At 62.6% G+C, this 19513-nt stretch carries 15 protein-coding genes and 1 pseudogene; 5 read left to right on the top strand and 11 right to left on the bottom strand.

Annotation, left to right across the window (positions count from 1 at the left end; translation table 11 throughout):
* Positions 1 to 150: 150 nt before the first annotated feature.
* The 8 genes from HG549_RS08790 to HG549_RS08755 all read right to left on the bottom strand — a co-directional run bounded on the left by HG549_RS08790 (position 151) and on the right by HG549_RS08755 (position 7265).
* A complete protein-coding gene (locus tag HG549_RS08790) occupies positions 151 to 726 on the bottom strand; it encodes a hypothetical protein (RefSeq protein ID WP_170029130.1) in 576 nt (191 codons plus the stop codon).
* 136 nt (positions 727 to 862) lie between these two features.
* Entirely contained in the window at positions 863 to 1513 is a 651-nt protein-coding gene (locus tag HG549_RS08785; protein WP_170029129.1) for a DUF998 domain-containing protein, read from the bottom strand.
* Between the two features lie 109 nt (positions 1514 to 1622).
* A complete protein-coding gene (locus tag HG549_RS08780) occupies positions 1623 to 2348 on the bottom strand; it encodes an HAD hydrolase-like protein (RefSeq protein WP_256666089.1) in 726 nt (241 codons plus the stop codon).
* A gap of 33 nt (positions 2349 to 2381) precedes the next feature.
* A complete protein-coding gene (locus HG549_RS08775) occupies positions 2382 to 2936 on the bottom strand; it encodes a helix-turn-helix domain-containing protein (RefSeq protein WP_170029128.1) in 555 nt (184 codons plus the stop codon).
* A 125-nt stretch (positions 2937 to 3061) separates the two neighbouring features.
* On the bottom strand, positions 3062 to 4420 hold the full coding sequence (locus HG549_RS08770) for an aspartate aminotransferase family protein (protein ID WP_170029127.1): 1359 nt from the start codon (positions 4418 to 4420) through the stop codon (positions 3062 to 3064).
* Between the two features lie 67 nt (positions 4421 to 4487).
* The gene (locus tag HG549_RS08765) at positions 4488 to 5261 is read right to left on the bottom strand and encodes a gamma-glutamyl-gamma-aminobutyrate hydrolase family protein (protein WP_170029126.1); all 774 of its coding nucleotides are present in this window, start codon (positions 5259 to 5261) and stop codon (positions 4488 to 4490) included.
* A 75-nt stretch (positions 5262 to 5336) separates the two neighbouring features.
* Positions 5337 to 6683 carry a glutamine synthetase family protein gene (locus tag HG549_RS08760; RefSeq protein WP_170029125.1) on the bottom strand — a complete coding sequence of 449 codons (1347 nt, stop codon included), beginning with the start codon at positions 6681 to 6683 and terminating at the stop codon, positions 5337 to 5339.
* 27 nt (positions 6684 to 6710) lie between these two features.
* Positions 6711 to 7265 (bottom strand): helix-turn-helix domain-containing protein, encoded by a 555-nt coding sequence (locus HG549_RS08755; RefSeq protein WP_170029124.1) that lies wholly within the window; start codon positions 7263 to 7265, stop codon positions 6711 to 6713.
* A gap of 195 nt (positions 7266 to 7460) precedes the next feature.
* Here HG549_RS08755 and HG549_RS08745 point away from each other — a divergent pair, with 195 nt between their 5' ends.
* From HG549_RS08745 to HG549_RS26250, 5 genes and pseudogenes are all read left to right on the top strand, one after another.
* On the top strand, positions 7461 to 7808 hold the full coding sequence (locus HG549_RS08745) for a metalloregulator ArsR/SmtB family transcription factor (RefSeq protein ID WP_170029123.1): 348 nt from the start codon (positions 7461 to 7463) through the stop codon (positions 7806 to 7808).
* A gap of 21 nt (positions 7809 to 7829) precedes the next feature.
* Positions 7830 to 9113, top strand: a complete 1284-nt coding sequence (locus tag HG549_RS08740; protein WP_170029122.1) for an arsenic transporter — start codon at positions 7830 to 7832, stop codon at positions 9111 to 9113.
* 27 nt (positions 9114 to 9140) lie between these two features.
* Positions 9141 to 9611 carry an arsenate reductase ArsC gene (locus HG549_RS08735; RefSeq protein WP_170029121.1) on the top strand — a complete coding sequence of 157 codons (471 nt, stop codon included), beginning with the start codon at positions 9141 to 9143 and terminating at the stop codon, positions 9609 to 9611.
* A 98-nt stretch (positions 9612 to 9709) separates the two neighbouring features.
* Positions 9710 to 10579, top strand: a complete 870-nt coding sequence (locus HG549_RS08730; RefSeq protein ID WP_170029120.1) for a GyrI-like domain-containing protein — start codon at positions 9710 to 9712, stop codon at positions 10577 to 10579.
* Positions 10580 to 11000: 421 nt separating this feature from the next.
* Positions 11001 to 11207, top strand: a pseudogene (locus tag HG549_RS26250) (IS5/IS1182 family transposase); the annotation flags it as partial.
* Here HG549_RS26250 and HG549_RS08725 read toward each other — a convergent pair.
* From HG549_RS08725 to HG549_RS08715, 3 genes are read right to left on the bottom strand one after another with little or no spacing between them, the layout of a single operon-like run.
* Positions 11204 to 11785, bottom strand: coding sequence for a hypothetical protein (locus HG549_RS08725; RefSeq protein ID WP_170029119.1), 582 nt, complete (start codon positions 11783 to 11785; stop codon positions 11204 to 11206). The pseudogene HG549_RS26250 and the gene HG549_RS08725 sit on opposite strands and share 4 nt — an antisense overlap.
* Complete coding sequence (locus HG549_RS08720; protein WP_256666087.1) at positions 11757 to 16358, bottom strand: RHS repeat-associated core domain-containing protein; 4602 nt, start codon at positions 16356 to 16358, stop codon at positions 11757 to 11759. The genes HG549_RS08725 and HG549_RS08720 overlap by 29 nt, the downstream gene beginning before the upstream one ends.
* Positions 16355 to 19375, bottom strand: a complete 3021-nt coding sequence (locus HG549_RS08715) for a type VI secretion system tip protein VgrG (protein ID WP_170028025.1) — start codon at positions 19373 to 19375, stop codon at positions 16355 to 16357. Before HG549_RS08715 ends, HG549_RS08720 begins: the two co-directional genes overlap by 4 nt.
* Between the last annotated feature and the right edge of the window lie 138 nt (positions 19376 to 19513).

Here is a 19513-nt window from a genome sequence, read left to right as displayed (position 1 = left end):
CTGCACTGGCGGCGGTCTTGTTGGCGCGGCCTGGTGTCGCGATCGGGCTGCGGCGCTGCCCCGGGACAATTGCATCGGGACAAATAGTGCTGGGGCCGCTTCGCGCCCCGTTCGCGACACAAGGCCGCTCCTACACGACCTGCCTGGTGATCAGTGCTTCCCTTGTGCCGCCTCGGCCGTCTCGATCAACTTGTCGAACTTGCGGTTCGGCTGGGCGAAGCGTTCATCGCTCTTGGCCCGTGCCTTGATGTTCTGTGCCGAGCTGGCCAGGTCAGCGATGGTCACCACCGTCCAGCCCCGGTCTCTGGACACCCAGTACACCAGTTCACCGTCGGCAGAAAACGCCTCGAGCCGGCCGCCGCTGTTGGGCACCGGCTTGGCCTGCCGGGCCATCGGCAACAGTTGCTGCACCTGCGCCTCGTCGGTGCTGGCCAGGCGCAGCTCCACCTGACGAAGCTGGTCGGTCTCGTTGAAGGTTGCCTTTACCTGCGTGATGGGAATACCCCCAAGGTTGAAATCACCCTTCGGGTTACGCCCCTGAACGAACTCGGTGGGTACCTGATAGTGATAGCCCGTCACCTGCTCGACCTCGCTGAACTGCTGTTGCAGGATGGCCATGGTCTGGGGCTTGGGCATGCCCAGGGTGAACTGGCCGACTTCCAGTGCCGACCAGGCTGGCAGGGGGAAAAGAGCGCAGGCGAATAACAGCGGCAGGGTCCGTTTCATTGGCAAATCTTCCTTGAAATGAGCCCTGCAAGCTAAACCCTGTGCGCTGATCAGACAATACTGGCAGGGTGCCAAACCGCCCGGCCCCGGCATCAGCCCATTGCCTTGTCCATGCAGGGCCGGCAGGCGCTCACAGCTACCGCTGGAGCAGCGCTGCGGACTGTGTCTGGTTGCCACGCAGCGCAGCCCATGCCAGCGCAGCGACCCAGACCACGGACACGCCGTAATTGAGTCGCTGATACAAGCCAAACCCGTGCCCGTCCGCCATGGCTTTGCCCATCATCGCCACGGTGGCGATTGCCAGGACCAGACAAAGCGCAGAGAAGCCTGCGAACACCGACGAGCAGAGCAATTGCTTGCCCAGCCAACACCACAGCGCGCTCGCCAGCGTCAACGACAGGAACATGACCAGGCCTGCCGCATTGTGGATGTGCTGGGAAATGGAAGGCTGTGCCGGTACGCAGCCCTCATCACAGGCGAACAGGCCCGTGGCGAAACTGGCCAGGCCGTGAAGCAATATCAACGCAGCGCTGAACAGGGCCAGGCGCGAACCGGCGAAACGGCGCGCCACACCCAACGCGAAAAGCGCGAACAGCAGCCCCAGAGGGAAATTGTTCACCCACGCGGAATACGCATGAGTCGGGGCGCCCACCGCCCCTAACTGGCTCATCGCCTGGTCGAGGTGGCTGTAGCCCGGATAGCCCAGCGCGGTCAGGGATACGCCAAGCAAGAGCCAGACAGGAATCAAAAACCCTGCGCCCAGCAAGGCCTGGTTGGTGTTGTTCATGGTGATGCACTCCTTTGCCAGTGATCGATTTCGTCTCGTACGAAACCGCTTCATATCAGGGGACACGTCGGCCATTACGTTGCCATTCTTGCAGCGTGCCGAGGGTGATTCACGGCATGTGGTTTGCCGTACTCGCCGCCTTGGGGCTTGTTGCCAGGCGCCGCAATTCGCCCACCTCGGCAAACCACTCATGGCCGTGGAGCGTGCCGAATGCTTCAGGGGTACCGTAGCCCCAGGCAACCGCGCCAAATGCGATACCCGCTGTCGCTGCGGCTTCACCATCGGTAGGTTGGTCACCTATATAGATGACCTGCTCTGGCGCCACGCCGAACTTGCGCATGAGCCGACGCAAGCGCGATGCCTTGCCGAAAATGGACGCCCCGCACTCGAAGGCGCGGATATGGCGACAGCTGGGGCCCAGCACTTGCGTGACATTGTCCCTGGAGTTGGAAGATACCACTGCCAGGATCAGCCCCTGCTCATCAAGCTGGCTCAACGTATCGGCGATGCCCTGGAACAGCGCGATCGAGCCGCGATGTTTCTTCATCAGGCTTATGAAGGTACGCGCTACCAGCGGTAGCTTCCAGCGCGGCATGCCGATATGCGACATGATCTCCCGGGCCCCAAGCCTGCGTAAGGCATCCAGTTCTTCTGGGCGAATGCGGTTGAAGGCGTGCTTGTCGGCCACCTGGTTGAACACCGCAACGAAGAAGGCAAAGGAGTCCGCGAGCGTGCCGTCAAAGTCGAAGATGGCAAGTCGGTATGACATGAGAGGTTCCTTCCTGGCGTGCTGGCAGCCTTCCTGACCGCCGCGTGAACTGCGCTTGATGACCAAGCGCGTAAATAACCAGCCTTGAGTGCTGTTGATTCAGCTGAACACCCAGAGCACCCGGGTGGGCTTGTCGGTCAGGTTGGCGTAACGAAAACTGGCATGCGGTTGCAGCTGAAAGCTGTCACTGGCGCGCAGCGTTACCGGCTCGCCGCCATCCAGCCAGACGGTCAGTTCGCCTTCGAGCACGAAGCAGCCCTGTTCCGAGCTGTCGTCGAGGTACTCCTCGCCGCTGCTGGCGCCCGGCTCCAGGTGGCTGTCGAGCATGGAGAACGCCCCCGATATGGTGGGCGATGCCAGCACATCGGTGATGCCGCCGGCCAGATGAAGCGTACGGCGCTCGTGTGGCCGGGTGACCCAGTCGAGTTCGCGCGGCTTGTCCAGCTTGTAGAAATAGGCGGTGGAGACACCGAGTTCTTCGCTGATGGCCGTGAGGTCGGCCACGGTTGGCCGCGAGACGCCGCGCTCGACCTGGGAAAGAAAACCCACCGAACGACCAATGCGCTGGGCCAGTTCGCCCAGGGTCAGGCCCTTGAACTTGCGCAGGTCGCGAATCAGTACGGCCAGGCCTTCGATCTCTTCGTGCACTTTCATGTTGAATCGCGACTATCGGACAGGGAAATTGATGCCCTGAAAAGTACAGGATTCATTGCACAAAGCAAGGTGTCACGTGGGCAGATAGGGGCCGCCTTGCGGCCCCGGATGACACTGACTGGCGCTTAACGAACAGCCTCGTACGTCAGGTCCAGGCACTTGCGGGCCTTTTCCACCAGTTCGTCGATTTCCGCGATGCTGATCACCAGCGGTGGCGCGATGATCATGGTAGCGCCGACGGCACGCATGATCAGGCCATTGTCGAAGCAGTGCTGGCGACAGATCATGCCGACCCCTTTGCCCTGGTAACGGGCGCGGGTGGCCTTGTCCTGCACCAGCTCGATCGCACCGAGCATGCCCAGGCCGCGCACCTCGCCCACCAGCGGGTGGTCGGCCAGCTCGCGCAAGCGCTGCTGCAGGTAAGGCGCGGTCTGCTTGCGCACCTGCTCGATGATCTGCTCATCGCGCAGGATGCGCAGGTTCTCCAGGGCCACCGCGGCCGCCACCGGGTGGCCGGAATAGGTGAAGCCGTGGTTGAAGTCGCCGCCTTCGCTGATCACCTTGGCCACTTCATCACGCACGATCACACCGCCCATGGGGATGTAGCCGGAGGTGAGGCCCTTGGCGATGGTCATCAGGTCGGGCTTGAGGCCGTAATAGTCGCTGCCGAACCACTCACCGGTTCGGCCGAAACCGCAGATCACCTCGTCGGCGACGAACAGGATGTCGTACCGGGCCAGGATCTCCTTGACCTTCGGCCAGTAGGTCTGCGGCGGAATGATCACGCCACCGGCGCCCTGGATCGGTTCGGCGATGAAGGCAGCGACGTTGTCGACGCCAACCTCGAGAATCTTCTTCTCCAGCTGCTCGGCCGCCCACACGCCAAACTCGGCCTCGGTCATGTCGCCGCCTTCGCCATACCAGTACGGCTGCGGGATATGCACGATATCCGGGATCAGCCCACCCTGCTGGTGCATGCCGCTCATGCCCCCCAGGCCTGCGCCGGCCACGGTGGAGCCGTGGTAGCCGTTGATGCGGCCAATGATCACCTTCTTCTGCTTCTGGCCCTTGATCGCCCAGTAATGACGGACCATGCGCAGCACGGTGTCGTTGCCTTCAGAGCCGGAGCCGGTGAAGAACACGTGGTTCATACCGGCTGGGGCGACATCGGCGATCGCCTTGGCCAGTTCCAGCGCTGGCGGGTGTGCGGTCTGGAAGAACAGGTTGTAATACGGCAACTGCTTCATCTGCCGGCTGGCGACTTCGGCCAGCTCATCACGGCCATAGCCGACCGCCACGCACCACAGGCCGGCCATGCCATCGAGTATCTGGTTGCCTTCGCTGTCCCACAGGTACACACCCTTGGCCGAGGTGATGATGCGCGGGCCCTTCTCGGCCAGTTGCTTCACATCGCTGAACGGCGCCAGGTGATGGTCGCGGCTCATCGCCTGCCAGGCCAGGGTTTGGGGGTTCTGTTCACTCATTGCTTTCACTCCATCTGCTTGCGCAGCCGGGCCGCGCCGTATTTTTGTAAGTTGCGAACGGTGGTGTTCAGGCGGACAGCATCAGCTTCTGGCGCAGTACCGAACGTTGCCGGCAGGCCTTGCCGAAGGTCTGGAAGATGGTCAGGTAGTGCGGGTTGTCCATGACCTGGAACTCCGGGTGCCATTGCACGGCCAGGGCAAACCCCTTGCTATGCTCCACCGATATCGCTTCGACCAGGCCATCGGGTGCCAGCGCTTCCACCCGCAGCCCGGGAGCCAGCACATCGATGCCCTGGCCGTGGATGGAGTTGACCTCGATGAGCGCCGGCAACCCCATGCGCTCGAGCATGCCGCCGGGTTCGATATGCAGCGCGTGGCGCGGGCCATACTGCTGCTCGATGGGCTCGCCCTTGCCTTCGCGGTGGTCCATGAACAGCCCGGTCTCGTGAACGTTCTGGTGCAGGCTGCCGCCCAGCGCCACGTTCATTTCCTGGAAGCCGCGGCAGATGCCGAGCACCGGCACACCAGCAGCAATGGCCGCACGCATCAGCGGCAAGGTGGTGGCATCCCGCAGCGGATCATGGTGAGTGCCGGCAGCACTGGCCGGGCCGTGATAGTGGAACGGTTCGATGTTGGACGGCGAACCAGTGAAAATCAGCCCATCCACCACGTCGAGGATATCGGCGCTGTCCATCAGCTCGGCGAGACTGGGAATCACGATCGGCAACCCGCACGCCGCCTGGGCCGCCGCGCGTGCGTACTTCTCACTGATGGTCTGGGTGGCATGCTGCTCGATCACGCGGGTGCATGCAGTAATGCCGATCACGGGCACACGTGGCATATCTTCCTCCGGCAAATCCATGTTGCGCGTTGTATTGCAACGCTAGAAAGAGAGGGCTCGGGGGAGCCCAGGTCGCTACAGGAACCAGCGGTATTCGCGGGCATCGATGTGGCGCATGAAGTCCTGTTGCTCCTGGTACTTGTTTTCGCAATAGACCATCACGAACTCACTGCCCAGGCCTTGGTTGACCACCGGGTGGTGGCGCATGGCGGCCAGGGCACTGAACGCCTCCTTGGGGAAATCGATGCCGCTCTGGCGGTTGTCGTTCAGCGGGGCGATGGGCTCAAGGCCCCGCTCCAGGCCATGCTCCATGCCGGTCAGAATGGCCGCCAGCACCAGGTACGGGTTGGCGTCGGCGCCGGCCAGGCGGTGTTCGATGCGCAGGTTGCGCGGGTCGGACTCGGGGATGCGAATGCACGCATCGCGATCTTCGAAACCCCAGCTGGCCTTGCTCGCCGCATTGACCATCGCGCCGTAGCGGCGGTAGGCATTGTGGTTGGGGGCGAAGATCGGCATGCAGTGCGGCAGCAGCTCCAGGCAGCCTGCCACGGCGTGGCGCAGCTTGCGCTGCTCGGCGCCCGCCAGGATGTTGTTGCCGGCGCCGTCGTACAGGCTGACGTGCACATGCATGCCGCTACCCGGCGCGTCCAGGTACGGCTTGCTCATGAAGCTGGCCCGATAGCCATGTTTCATCGCCACACCACGCGTGCTGCGGCAGAACAGTGCCGACCAGTCGGCTGCGCTCAGGGCATCGTCGCTGTGGGAGAAGTTGATCTCGAACTGGCCCGGGCCCAGCTCGGCAGTGATCACGTTCGCCGGCACGCCTTGCTCGTTGGCAACGTCGACCATCTCGTGCAGCACCGAGGCAAAGCGCGACAGCCGCTCGATGTGCATGTTCGGCTGGTCGTCCGGGTCGCCGCTTGCCGTGTCGCGCGGGTATTGCGGCAGGCCGTTGGCCAGCTGGCGGTCGAACAGGTAGAACTCCAGCTCGAAGGCGACCACCGGATGGATGCCACGCCTGGCCAGGCGCTGCAGCACGCGGGCCAGCACCTCACGGGGCTCGAATTCGATCGGCTGGGCGGTGCCATCGGAGGTGATCAGCATCTGGCCGATCACTTGCTGCTCCCAACGCACCGGCTTCAGGGTACCCGGCACCAGGCGCCGGACGGCATCCGGGTCGCCATCGGCGAAGCAGTAGTCACCGATCGGGTACAGGCCACCCTGGGTGCCCAGCAACACGCAGTTCTGCGGCAGTTTCAACGGCGTGCCGGCGGCCACCTTCTCCAGCATGTCCATGGGGTAGCGCTTGCCGTAGAAGTGCCCGGGGATATCCAGCGCAATCAGGTCGACATAACGTATTTCTGGGTACTTGGCGCGGAACGCGCGCACTTCTGTCAGCAGATCCGGAAAGATGACACTCATCTTCTTGTCCTTGTGAGGTGAACGAATTCAGTTGAAGACCCAGAGCACACGGGTGGTAGTTTCCGTCAGGTTGGCGTAACGGAATTGCGCGTGGGGTTGCAGCTGGAAGCAGTCGTTGGCCTGCAGGGTCACGGCGTCGCCGTCGTCCAGCCACACCGTGAGTTCGCCTTCGAGCACGAAACAGCCCTGCTCGGAACGGTCGGTCAGGTACGGCTCGCCACTGCAGGCACCTGGCTCGAGATGGCTGTCGAGCATGGCAAAGGCTCCGGTGATGCTCGGCGAAGCCAATACATCGGTGATGCCCGATTCCAGGTACAACGTGCGCCGTTCGTGAGGGCGCGTGACCCAGCTGATGCCACGGGGCTTGCTCAGGTTGTAGAAGTACGCGGTGGATACGCCGAGCGCTTCGCTGATAGCGGTGAGGTCGGCCACGCTCGGGCGCGAAACCCCACGCTCGACCTGGGACAGGAAGCCCACCGAGCGGTTGATGCGCGCGGCCAGTTCGCCCAGGGTCAGGTTCTTGAATTTGCGCAGGTCGTGAATAAGGATCGCGAGGGCTTCAACCTCTTCGTGCATCTTCATCGATTCGGACTGCCGTGAAATTTTTAGCGTTATTTTTCATGAAAAAATACAGCAAAAATTTCACGAGTCAAGCCCGCTTGCTTTCATGACGCTGGTGTCGTGCTGGCAAGCCGTCTGCCTCGCTGGCTATGCGGTACTTGCTCATAGCATATGGAAATTCGTATATTCGCCTATCCATATGTAACGAGCCCCAGCATGATCAGTCCCCCAGAACTCTTCAAAAGCCTGGCCGATGAAACCCGCGCACGTGCCACCCTGCTGATCGCCAGCCTCGGCGAGCTCTGCGTGTGCGAGCTGATGTGCGCCCTGGGCGACAGCCAGCCGAAGATCAGCCGGCACCTGGCGCAGTTGCGCAGCAGTGGCTTGCTGCTGGACCGCCGCCAAGGCCAATGGGTGTATTACCGCCTCAACCCGGCCCTGCCCGACTGGGCCATCGAGCTGCTGCAGCTGACCCTGAAAGCCAATGCCCAATGGCTGCAAGCCAACACTGAGCGCCTGCAGAACATGGACGGTCGCCCTGTCCGCACCAGCGCCTGCTGCTGAACCACTTTTTTCGAGCCTGCCATGCTAGTCGCACTCAGCGTTTTTCTGTTCACCCTCATCCTGGTCATCTGGCAACCCAAGGGCCTTGGCGTCGGCTGGAGCGCCGCGCTCGGCGCGCTGATCGCGCTGGCGGCCGGCGCGGTGTCGCTGGGCGACATCCCGACCGTGTGGGCGATCGTCTGGAATGCCACCGCCACCTTCATCGCCGTGATCATCATCAGCCTGCTGCTGGACGAGGCCGGTTTCTTCGAGTGGGCGGCGCTGCATGTGGCGCGCTGGGCCAGGGGCAGCGGCTACCGCTTGTTCGCCTTCTGCGTATTGCTGGGCGCTGCGGTATCGGCGCTGTTCGCCAACGATGGCGCGGCACTGATCCTCACCCCCATCGTCATGTCGATGCTGATGGCCTTGCGCTTCTCGCCGGCAGCCACGCTGGCATTCGTCATGGCGGCAGGGTTCATCGCCGACACCGCCAGCCTGCCGCTGGTGGTGTCCAACCTGGTGAACATCGTGTCCGCCGATTATTTCGGGCTGGGGTTCGCCGAGTACGCCTCGGTGATGGTGCCAGTGAACCTGGCGAGCGTGGCCGCCACCTTGCTGGTGCTGTTCCTGTACTTCCGTCGCGACCTGCCGAAGCAGTACGCCGTCGAGGCCTTGCAGGTGCCGCGCGCGGCGATTCGCGACCAGGCGACGTTCGTGGTGGGCTGGTGGACGCTGCTGGTCTTGCTGGTCGGCCTGTTCGCCTTGGAGCCGCTCGGTATCCCGATCAGCGCGGTCGCGGCCGTGTGCGCGGCGTTGCTGTTCGCGGTCGCCGCCCGCGGCCACCGGATCTCCACCCGCCGCGTGCTGCGCGAAGCGCCGTGGCAGGTGGTGATCTTTTCCCTTGGCATGTACCTGGTGGTCTACGGCCTGAAGAACGCTGGCCTGACCGACTTCCTCAGCCATCTGCTCGAGCGCTTTGCCGAGCAGGGCGTATGGGGCGCGGCCATCGGCACCGGCCTGCTGTCGGCGCTGCTGTCATCGGTGATGAACAACATGCCCAGCGTGCTGGTCGGCGCCCTGTCGATCCAGGGCAGTGGCGCCGAGGGGCTGGTGCGCGAAGCCATGGTCTACGCCAACGTGATCGGCTGTGACCTGGGGCCGAAGATCACCCCGATCGGCAGCCTCGCCACGCTGCTGTGGTTGCATGTGCTGGAACGCAAGGGCGTGCGTATCACCTGGGGGTATTACTTCAAGGTCGGCATTTTGCTGACCCTGCCCGTGCTGCTGTTCACCCTGTCGGCGCTGGCATTGCGCCTGAGCCTCTGATATCCACCCCCGCGCGAGGAGTCTTCCATGCGAGTTCTGTTCATGTGCACCGCCAACAGTTGCCGCAGCATCCTTTCCGAAGCGCTGTTCAACCATATGGCGCCTGCAGGGTTCGAGGCAATCAGCGCCGGCAGCTTCCCCAAGGGGCAGGTGCTGCCGCGCAGCCTCACTACCCTGCAACAGGCCGGCATCCCCACCGAGGGCCTCAGCAGCAAGGGCAACGATGCCTTCGCAGGCAACCCGCCGGACATTGTCATCACCGTCTGCGACAAGGCTGCCGGCGAAGCCTGCCCGGTGTACTTCGGCACCGCACTGAAAGCCCATTGGGGGCTGGAGGACCCGTCCGAGATCCAGGGTGACGAAACGCTGATCGACGCGGCCTTCCGCGCTACCCTGGGGCATATCCGCAAGCGCTGCGAAGCATTCTTCAGCTTGCCGTTTGCCTCGCTGGATCGCGACGGCTTGCAAAAAGAGCTGGATCGCATCGGCGCATTGTGAACTCCCGAGGGTGTTAAAAAAGAGCAACCACGGCTAGGCACGATGTTGGCGAAACGGCGGATGCTAGCACCCACCGCACTTCCCGGAGACATCCTGCGTTGACTGACCAACCGTACGGCCATGCTTATGCCAAACGGTTCGAGGCCGTGCTTGCCTATATCGACCGCCATCTTGAGGGTGACCTGTCGGTAGCCGCCTTGAGCCGGATCGCCCATTTTTCGGCGTTCCACTTTCATCGGCAGTTTTCGGCGTATATGGGCGTGCCGGTCTCGCGCTATGTGCAACTGATGCGGCTGCGGCGCGCGGCCCATCAGCTGGCCGCCTCGCCTGCCGCTTCGGTACTGGAGGCCGCGTCGGCGGCCGGGTTCGAAAGCCCCGAGGCCTTTGCCAGGGCGTTCCGGCGGGCCTTCGGCATGACGCCGAGCGCGTTCGCCAAGGCCCCGAACTGGTACACCTGGAATGCGGTATTCGATGTTCCCCAGCTATCCAGGAGTATTACCGTGCAAATACGTATCGTGGACTTTGCCAAAACCCGTGTGGCCGCGCTCGAACACCGCGGCGCGCCGACCAGCCTCGGCGACAGCGTCGCGCGTTTTCGCCAGTGGCGTCTGCAGAGTGGCCAGTCACCGGTGGCCAGCAGCCGCACCTTCGGCATTCCGTACGACAACCCGGACACCACCCCGGCGCAGGATTTTCGCTTCGCGATTTGCGGCGAGATAGACGGGGCCTTGTTGCCCAATGATTTTGGCGTGCATGAGCTGACCCTACCGGCGGGGCGCTGTGCGGTGGTTCGCCATCGTGGCTCGCCGGACTATATCGGTGAGACGATCTATCCGCTGTATCGGGACTGGTTGCCGTCGAGTAATGAAGAGCTGCGTGACCATCCGCTGTTCTTTCATTACTTGAGCGTGTATCCGGATACACCAGTGGAGCAGTGGGAGACGGATGTTTACGTTCCGCTGAAATAGGTTGGGGGGTTGAGGCGTTTGCGGACTGCCCATCAGTCGTCCATGCTTGGCAAATGGTTAGACTATGCCACTCCCCCTAATCCACCCTGCTCGGGCTACCGGGTGGGGTAGCAGATGTGTGCAGTTAAGCGGCCTTCAGCAGACCAAGGAATGTCTTCTTCACTTAACCCGTCCCAACCTAAAAGTTTCAGAAACGTATCGATTCACTCGGCAGACCAACCACAACCGTGAAAGTTCAGGTTATACAGCCATGCCTAACAGGCACATTAAAGAATTGGCGCTAGAGTATTTCCTTTCCCCCACACCACCACAATATGCGCTGCTCCTACAGGCTTAATTCGTTTCCGCCATTGAGGATGAGTTCTACAGAAAGCTTCACCCAGTCCCCTCCAGCAGAGGAATTGCTTGCCCCAGTAGTAGCAAGCGCAAACCCAAGCCTGGCTTACCCAAGCTGCTTTATAAATCCAAGTACCGGCAACGCAACATCATCGAGCCATGTTTGGCGGCCTGAAAGGAAGTCACCGTATCGTGACACGCTTCGACAAACGTGCGAAAAGCTATATGACCAAAATCTCACCGGCATTGTTTCATGCAGTGTTTGCGACATCTCTTTTCGCACAGAAACTAATCCAGGACAACTTTAAAGCTATCACTCTCTGAGCAATGTATCAGAAATTCACGACACACTGTCTCATTTCCATTCAAGGCAATACAACCATAACCCACATCGTCATGAGGATAAATTGCAACACTTAAAGATGGATCAATATAGAAACACTGATATCCAATTACACCCGAATAACACATCATCAACCTTGAAAGATCAATGAAGTCTGCATAATCAAGACTTAAGCTCAGAGAGCTTGCGGCCAAGGGGGCTTCCCCAAACCTAAAACTTTCATACTCGTTAGTCATAGGCAAAAGCAATCGCCTAGATTTCATTTTCTCATAAATATGCCGATACCTTCTGATTACTTCCTTATCTTTCTCTCTTTCGTCGTCGAACGAAAGCGCCGTAAGAATCACAACCCTTTCATTGCTTGACCCAAAAAAGCCCTCAAACAGTGAAACAGCCTCATCTACCAGCGAAAGCGAGAAACCATGTTTCTTTTCAAAATACCCTACCCAATTAACCGAAGCACTTAATCCACCGAAGTTGATATCGCTTAACGAAAAGCTATTTTTCAATTTTGATAACTTTTGCATCACTCATCCCTACTGTTATTTTTCTCTTTCGTTCTGGCTCAGATTTTCCTATACCAACCTTCCACTCGCCTTGTTTGTCGCTATGAGACGTATCACTTTTGCTCCATATTTCATTCGTCTTACTATTTTTATAGTCCCCCCCTCTGAGCTTCACAAAGTCTTCAGGATGAGTTGATGGCGTCCTGACGATATCTCCTACCTCTGCACTATTCACTTTCTTCTTAGGGTTGTCTAAGAAGCACATGGAAAGACCGAGGGGGTCAATCCACTCGACAGGGTTTGGCGCATAGGCAAACAGGTTCAAGCCACCGGTGTAGCTGATCGGGTCCTGACTCACAAACCGCCCAACCCTCGGATCATAGTACCGATACCGGTTGTAATGCAGCCCCGTCTCATGGTCGTGGTACTGGCCTTGGAAGCAAATCGGGTTGGTCAGGCCGACTTGCTTGGCCCATTCCGAGCGGGTTTCCTTGACCTCACCCCACGCCTTGTACTGCGCCGTCCACGCCACTTCGCCATTGTGGTCGGTGAGCTCCATCGGCGTACCAAGGTGGTCACACTGGTACCAGAGAATCGCATCGAATGCCTGCGGCTTGACCTCGGTGTGCCACAGCGGGTCCTGATCAAAATCGTATTCCCGGTCGCTCCAGTCTGGCTGGCGCAGCAGGCGGATCGGGCTGTTTCGTTGTGCCTGGACCACCGGCACGAAGCTGCCCGGCTCATACAGGTAATGCACGGTGCGCCCGGTCTCGCCCTCACCCTGCGGCGGTGAGCTTTCCCAAGCCAGGTTATCGCCATCCCAGCCATACAAGGTGTAACCACAACCCAGTTCGCGCTGGCGCTTGGCCCGCTGCATCTGGTTCCAACCGCTACCCGCCCGCGGATCATCCTGGTGGTGCGCGGTGGAGTGCTTGTGCAGACGGCGGCCCAGCGCGTCGTAGCTGTACACCACGCTGAGCTTGTCATCGTCGAAGCGCACCAAACGGTCGAACAGGTCCCAGCTGAGGCGCGCCTTTTCGCCGTTGTGCAGGCGATGGATCAGGTTGCCGCGTTCGTCGTACTGGTAGTGGGTCCCGGCGTATTCACGCAGCAGGTTGTCCATCAGCTTGTTGCGCCGCGGGTCGCTTTCCAGCGGGCGATTCAGCGCCTGGGCCTTGTCGTCCAGCAGGTTACCGGCAGGGTCGAAGGCGAAGGTCTCGACACCCAGGCGACTGGTGGCTTGCAGCAGGCGGCCAACCGGATCGTACCGATAGGCCAGGTGGCCACGACGGGTGTCGTGGATATCGGTCAGCTGACCCACGGCGTCGTACTGGTACTGGCGCTTGAGCAACGTGGACTTGCCGTCGTGGCTACCCAGCAACTGCTCTTGCAGGCGGCCAGCCGGGTCCCAGCTCTGGGCCTGCATCAGCTGGTTGCCCTGATGCCGGACCACTTCGCGGTGCAGGTCATCGCGCTCGTAGGCCAGCAGTTCATGCTGGTCGAGGGTCATGCCCAGCACGTGGCCGCTGCCGTAGGTGAGCACGCTGACCTTGTGGCCATCGGGGCGAACGGTCGCGATACGGTTGTTGAGGCCGTCGTACTCGTGCTGCCACACCGCGACCATCGGCACCTCGGTGCCGAGGTAGTACTGGTGCTCGCGGGTCAGGTTGCCCGCCTCGTCATGGAACCATTGCAGCTTGCTGGCCGCGTTGATCGCCTGGATCAGGTTGCCGTTACCGTCGTAGGCGAAGGTCTCTTCCTGGCGCTGGTCACCCAGGCTGGCCACGCGAGAAGCGAGCCGGCCCACCGGGTCGAAGGTGATGTCGATGCGGCGCTGGCCGACCTGGGTACTTGCCAGCCGGCCCGTATCAGCATCGTACTGGTAACGCGTCACCAACCCGTCGAAGCCTTGCTCCTGCAGCAACCGCCCGACCGGGTCGTAGAGGAAGTCGGCCTTGCTCTCGTTCTCGTTCTCCAGGCCGATCAGGCGGCCGAGTTTGTCCCAGCGATAACGCAGCGTGTGTTCATTGGCATCCACCCGCTCGGCAAGCAGGCCCGCGCTGTTGTAGGCCCAGGTGGTGCAGCGGTCCAGCGCATCGGCATGGGCCAGCAGGCGGCCTTCGGCATCGCGCTCGAAGCGCTCTTCGGTGGCGTCCGGGTGAATGACTTTTGCCAGCTGGCCGGCCTTGTATTGGTAGACCGTCTTGTTGCCCGCCGCATCGGTGAACTGCACCAGCTGGCCGAAGTCGTCGTATTCCCATTGACTGGTCTTGCCCGAACAGTCGGTGTATGCGACCAGTTGATCCGCTGCGTTGTAGGCCAGCTTCTTCTCGTTGCCGTTGGCATCCTTGATCGCCTTGACCAGCCCGGAAGGCGTGTAGGCGAACTCGGTCTTGTTGCCCAGCGGGTCGGTGGTCTTGACCAGGTTGCCTTTCTTGTCGTAGTCACGCAGCCACAGGCCACCTTCGGCATCGCGGATCTTGATCGGGTGACGACGGTCGTCATAGGCGATGTGGACCTGACTGTGGTCAGCCCGGATATGACGGATGACGCTGCCTTGCTCGTCGTAGTCGTAACGGTCTTCGCTGCCGTCGGCGTGCACATGGCGCACCACATTCTTGCGCTCGTCACGGAAGATCCACTCCGAGCGCTCATCCGGATAGCGCACGCGGTACAGGTGGCCGAGGATGTCGTAGTAGTACCAGGTCTCCTGGCCGTGGGCGTCGGTGACGTAGGTCAGGCGAATGTTCTCGTCCCATTCCAGGCGGGTGTCGTAACTGCCGTCATCGGCCCATTCACGAGTGGCCTTGGCGTCGAAGGCGCTGCCGTCCCACTGCAGGTTCATGCCGCGACCGGTGCGGTCGGTGTAACGGGTCACCAAGTGGTTCTGGTATTGATAATGCCAAGCCGCGCCATGCTCGTCCTGGGCGGCGACCAGGTCACCCTGATCATCGTAGTGGTAGGCACACAGCTGGCGCAGTGGTTGACCGTCACGCATTTCCCACAGGCCGGTGATATGGCCGCGGTCATCGATCAAGGTGCCGAGGTGGCGGTGGATCTGGCTCGGGTCATCCTGATAGGTGACGACGTCCGAGAGCACCGGCCGGCCATTGTGGCGGTGCTCGTAATGCAGCATGCAGCCGGCGCCACTGGCGAGCGTGATCTTCTGCAGGTAATACCGATCACCCACGCGCAGGTAATATTCCTTGCGCTCGAAGCCGCGGCAGACCACCAGTTCGTTTTCGCGGCTGCGAACCAGCAGTAGATCCTCGATGGCATTGAACTGCGACTGCTCCACTTTCGGCAGTTCGAACGCGTGGCTACGACCGTCGTGGTCATGGAACACCAGCCCCTTGCCCACCACGTCTATACGCGTGGTGAACTCGGTGACCCAGCGTGCGCCGAGGGTACCTTCATCGTATTCGCTCAAGCGCGAGTGATAGGTCCGTTCCCATTCGATGGGGAACGGGCCGGGCAGACTGAAATCGGTATGCAGGATGAATTCGGAGCCCAGCGAGAAACTGATGCTGTGGCCTGTACGTGCCTTGGGTTCGGGAGGGCATGGCTTGCGCTTGGGGCTGGCCGTGCCTTCCGCCTTGGTCTGCGAGCCACTAACCGCCAACTCACCCTTGCCCTTCTCCCGCTGCACCTGCGTCACGGTCCCCGGCTTGCTCACCCCCGGCTGCCCGTTCCTGTTGCGCTTGCGAAAGCCCTTCACCGCCCCGCTCAGCACATTCAGCATCCAGCCGATGCTCATCTGCGTGCCCGGGTCCGCCAGCTTGTTCAACTGCCGCGCCATCTCCGGCCCCAGCGCGCGCAGTTGCCCGGTGTTGGCCAGCACCTTGGTCTTGATCTGGTCCGGCAGCAGTTTGCTCGTGGCGCTGTTGGCCAGCCCCTTGCCGGCGGCCTTGTAGGCGTTGTGCACGGCACCGAAGATGTTGCTGAACGCCGCCTTCGGGTCGTTGAGCAGCTTGTCGGCGGCGGCGGACACCTGTTTGCCCGCCTTCGACAGGTCACCCTTGGCGTCCAGCTGGCCCAGGGCGACCTTCTCCAGCCCGGTGGCGATCTCGCTGGTCATCTTTATGCCCAACGCGCCGGCGTCGGCCAGGATGCCGGCGATCTTCGGCTGCGCCTTGGCCACGAAGTCGTCGATGGTGCCGGCGATGGTCGCGTTGAGGTGGCCGATCAGTACCTGGATCAGCGAATCGCCCAGCAGCATCTTGGCGCTGTTGCGCAGCTCCTGGCGCACCAGGAACAGGGTCGGGCGCAGGCTCATGCGCGCCGCGGCCATGGTCGGCGGTGCCGGCAGCACGCCGATCAGGTTGATGCCCAGGCTGACCCAGTCGAGCAGCTGGCGGTTCTTGCTCTTGACCAGCGTCACCACGTCGCCCAGGGCATCGACCAGGGCCATGATGTTGCCCACCACCGGCAAGGCGCCGGCCACGGTCTTGATCCGTTCGAGGGTGACGTAGCCGCCGCTGACCGACTGCAGCCAGGCGTCGAAGGCGGCGGCGCCACGGCCGACGTCCTTGGCGTCGATGGTGTTGAGCGGGGCGACGGCGACCTGGGGTTCGCGTTGTTTGGCGTCGGTCATGCCAGCACCTCATGGTTCAGCTTGGCCGGGTTAGCCGGGGCGCTGAGCTTGGGCAGGCTCGGCAGTTGCTTGAGGGCGCTGGCGGCCTTGAGCGTGGGCGCAGCGCCGGGCACCACGTTGCTGGCCAGCTGGGCCATGGCGCCGGTGTCGCCGCCGACGGCGGCATTGACCTGTTGCGCCTTGTGCAGTGCGGCCTGGCCGCTTTTCGCCAGTTGCATGCCGGTGCCGGCCAGGGCCTTGCCCTGTTCCAGCAGGCTGTTGCCGCCCGGGCCCATCAGGCCCTGGGCCATCGATTTACCTTGTGCCATCGCGTTCTGCATCAGTCCCTTGCCCTTGTCCATGCCTTGCTGTGTCAGTGCCAGGCCCTTGCCCAGCAGCCCGTCCTCGCCTTTGCCGGCGCTCAGCACCTCACCCACCACGGCCTGCTGGCCCGGGGCGATATCGTTGAAATCGGTCTTCGCCGGCCAGCTACCGGGGCCGAAGTGGCTGCCCTCGGCCCAGGTGTCGGCCGGGTCGAGACCGAAGTCGACCCACAGCGGGCCGGCGGCAGCGCCGCTGGCCTGGTTGAAACCGTTGCCGTCGAGCGTGCCCTTGATCGACTTGCCCAGCGCGTCGAGCACGTCGTAGTCGCCGGTCTTCACACCCTTGCTGTTGGCGTACTGGTACAGCAGCTCCAGGTCGCCCTTGCCGGGTTTCGGCGGTTCGGGGAAGGTGCCGGCCTTGCTGGCGGCGCCGATGTGCGCAAACTTCGCGGCATGGGCGGTGTAGTTGCCGCTGGTGACGTGGGTGATGCCGCCGGCGTTGTAGGTGGTGGCGCTGCCGCCGCCCTGGATCACCAGCTCGGTCTTGGCGGTGAGCACGATGCGCTCGGCGTTGGCGGTGATGTCGAGCTTGGCCAGCAGGTTGATGTTGTCTTTCAGGGCGCGGATGTCGATGTCGCCGGAGGCCGACACCAGTTTCCAGCCCAGGCTCTGCACGAACAGGCGCATGCCCTGGCTGGCACTGGCCAACAGGCGCTTGCCGATCGACAGGCTGGTATGCCCGGTGCTGCTCAGCGCCAAGTGGCTGCCGCTGGTGATGTGGTTCGGGCCAGGCGTGGTCAGGGCGATGCCGGCCGGGCTCGACAGCACCAGGTGAGGCTGGACGAACTCGGGGAACTCGTTGGCGCTCTGGTTGACCGGACCACTGCCGAGGATGCCCAGGTGCTGGGCGTGCAAGTCCTTGGCAACCTGATCCTGGTCGCCCGGTTCCTGGGCCTGCATCTGCTTGGCCAGTTCCGCCAGGCTGTCCTGCTGCTCGCTGGCAGTGGCCAGGCGTTCGGCGGTTTCGGGCAGGTCCTTGTGGTGCCGGGCTTCGTTCGGGCGCGGTTCGGTGGTGAGCAGCAGGCCGCCGGCGGCGCGCACGGCGCCGTGGCGATCAGTGCGCAGCTCGAAGCCCTCACCCCGTGGCGCGCCGCCGCTCGGCCGTGGGTGGGTCAGGTAGCCGAGGTTCAGGGCACTGGCGCCGTGGTCGCTGCGCAGGGCGATGCTGATCTCGCTGGTGGTGTCGTCGATGCGCAGTTCGTTGTTGCGGCTGCCCTTGTATTCCTTGCTCTTGATGGTGGCCAGGGTCTTCAGCTCGGGCAGCTTGTAGTGCGGCATGTTCACGCCGTGGTACAGGCAGCCGGTGATCAGCGGCTGGTCGGGGTCGCCTTCGAGGAAGCTGACCAGCACTTCCATGCCCACCCGTGGCAGCTGCAGGCTGGCAATGCCCTGCCCGGCCCAGCCGGAGGCCACACGCATCCAGATGCTGGACTTGTCGTCGGCCTGACCTTCGCGGTCCCAGAAGAACTGCACCTTGACCCGGCCATATTCGTCGCAATAGATCTCCTCACCCTCGGGGCCGCTGACCACGGCGCGCTGGGTGCCGAGGATGCGTGGCTTCGGGTGGTTCAGCGGCGGACGGTAGACCGCTTCCCAGGGGGTGGCGCTGAAGAAGTTGCGGTAGCCCTGCTGGAACCCGTCGAAACGCGGGTCGACGTCGCTGGTGATGGCTTCTTCCAGCACCTGCGGCTGGCGGCCCTGGTGGCGTACTTCGGTGAGCAACCACAGGTCGTTCCAGGCTGCATTCAGGTGCGCGGTCAGCGGCAGGAAGTGCCCACTGGCCAGCAGCGGCTGGTCGCTGCGGCCCTCGGCCAGGCGAAAGTCGCTGCGGTGGCGCTCCAGGGCGCGGGTGGCCAGGTGCTTGCCCCGGGCGCGGTCAAGGAAGCGCCCGGGGTAGTCGTAGTCTTCGAGCTCGGGCTCGGCGTGGCTGACCGACTCGCCCTCGAGCTGGATCAGCGGCTTCTTGAAGTCGTAGTCGCGGCGGGTGACGCTGCTGGTGCGGGTTTCCACGCGCAGGCCGAAGCGCTTGATCATCGGCGTGTCGGCGACCAGCCCGGCATCCTGCTGGTAGGCCACCGGCGCCAGCTTGGGGAACACCGTCTGGTCGTCGCCGAACACCAGCTGGTGGCCTTCGGCGCTGTGGCGGAAGTGGTAGTGGATGCCCTCTTCTTCACACAACCGCTGGATGAATTGCAGGTTGGACTCGTCGTACTGCACGCAGTACTCGCGGTCCGGGTAAACGGCGCCCAGCTGGAACTGGTAGGCGTTGGCGAGGATGCCATGCTCTTCCAGCACCTGGGCGATGATCTTCGGCACGTTCATGTGCTGGAACATGCGCTGGTTGATACGGTGGGCCAGGTAGGCCAGCTGCGGGCGCAGGGTCACCTGGTAGCGGGTCAGGCGCTTGCCCGCCTCGCCTTGCGCGGCGCGGTAGATCAGCCCATGCAGGCCGCGTCCGGCGTCGCCCAACTGAAGGAACGCGGGCTTGTGCAGCAGGCTCTCCAGGTCCAGCGAGGGACGTTCGCTGACCAGCTCCAGGTCGATGGCGTAGGGCTGGCTGATGGCTTCCTTGCCGTCGAAGGCGAGGACCTGGAAATCGTGCTCCAGGCCGTCGATGTGCAGGCTGAAATGGGTCTGGTTTGCGGCGGCAAACATCCTTGTCCCTCTTTCCTGGGGAGTGAAACGACCTCGAGGTAGCGCGCCGCTCACGCGGCGCATCGCGGATGAATCCACTCCTGCAGGCAGGCGGGCGGCGGCGCCAGCCGAAACATCGCGTCGGGCCGATCAGGCAGG

Source organism: Pseudomonas sp. SK, from assembly GCF_012975065.1.
Classification (GTDB): domain Bacteria; phylum Pseudomonadota; class Gammaproteobacteria; order Pseudomonadales; family Pseudomonadaceae; genus Aquipseudomonas; species Aquipseudomonas anuradhapurensis.
Note: the sequence above shows the minus strand (reverse complement) of the source record. Positions and strands in the feature narration are given on the sequence as shown.

Bases quoted from the DNA above. Each gene is read 5' to 3' on its own strand.
- HG549_RS08790 (WP_170029130.1), bottom strand. From the start codon at position 726: ATGAAACGGACCCTGCCGCTGTTATTCGCCTGCGCTCTTTTCCCCCTG.
- HG549_RS08785 (WP_170029129.1), bottom strand. From the start codon at position 1,513: ATGAACAACACCAACCAGGCCTTGCTGGGCGCAGGGTTTTTGATTCCT.
- HG549_RS08775 (WP_170029128.1), bottom strand. From the start codon at position 2,936: ATGAAAGTGCACGAAGAGATCGAAGGCCTGGCCGTACTGATTCGCGAC.
- HG549_RS08770 (WP_170029127.1), bottom strand. From the start codon at position 4,420: ATGAGTGAACAGAACCCCCAAACCCTGGCCTGGCAGGCGATGAGCCGC.
- HG549_RS08765 (WP_170029126.1), bottom strand. From the start codon at position 5,261: ATGCCACGTGTGCCCGTGATCGGCATTACTGCATGCACCCGCGTGATC.
- HG549_RS08760 (WP_170029125.1), bottom strand. From the start codon at position 6,683: ATGAGTGTCATCTTTCCGGATCTGCTGACAGAAGTGCGCGCGTTCCGC.
- HG549_RS08755 (WP_170029124.1), bottom strand. From the start codon at position 7,265: ATGAAGATGCACGAAGAGGTTGAAGCCCTCGCGATCCTTATTCACGAC.
- HG549_RS08745 (WP_170029123.1), top strand. From the start codon at position 7,461: ATGATCAGTCCCCCAGAACTCTTCAAAAGCCTGGCCGATGAAACCCGC.
- HG549_RS08740 (WP_170029122.1), top strand. From the start codon at position 7,830: ATGCTAGTCGCACTCAGCGTTTTTCTGTTCACCCTCATCCTGGTCATC.
- HG549_RS08735 (WP_170029121.1), top strand. From the start codon at position 9,141: ATGCGAGTTCTGTTCATGTGCACCGCCAACAGTTGCCGCAGCATCCTT.
- HG549_RS08725 (WP_170029119.1), bottom strand. From the start codon at position 11,785: ATGCAAAAGTTATCAAAATTGAAAAATAGCTTTTCGTTAAGCGATATC.
- HG549_RS08720 (WP_256666087.1), bottom strand. From the start codon at position 16,358: ATGACCGACGCCAAACAACGCGAACCCCAGGTCGCCGTCGCCCCGCTC.
- HG549_RS08715 (WP_170028025.1), bottom strand. From the start codon at position 19,375: ATGTTTGCCGCCGCAAACCAGACCCATTTCAGCCTGCACATCGACGGC.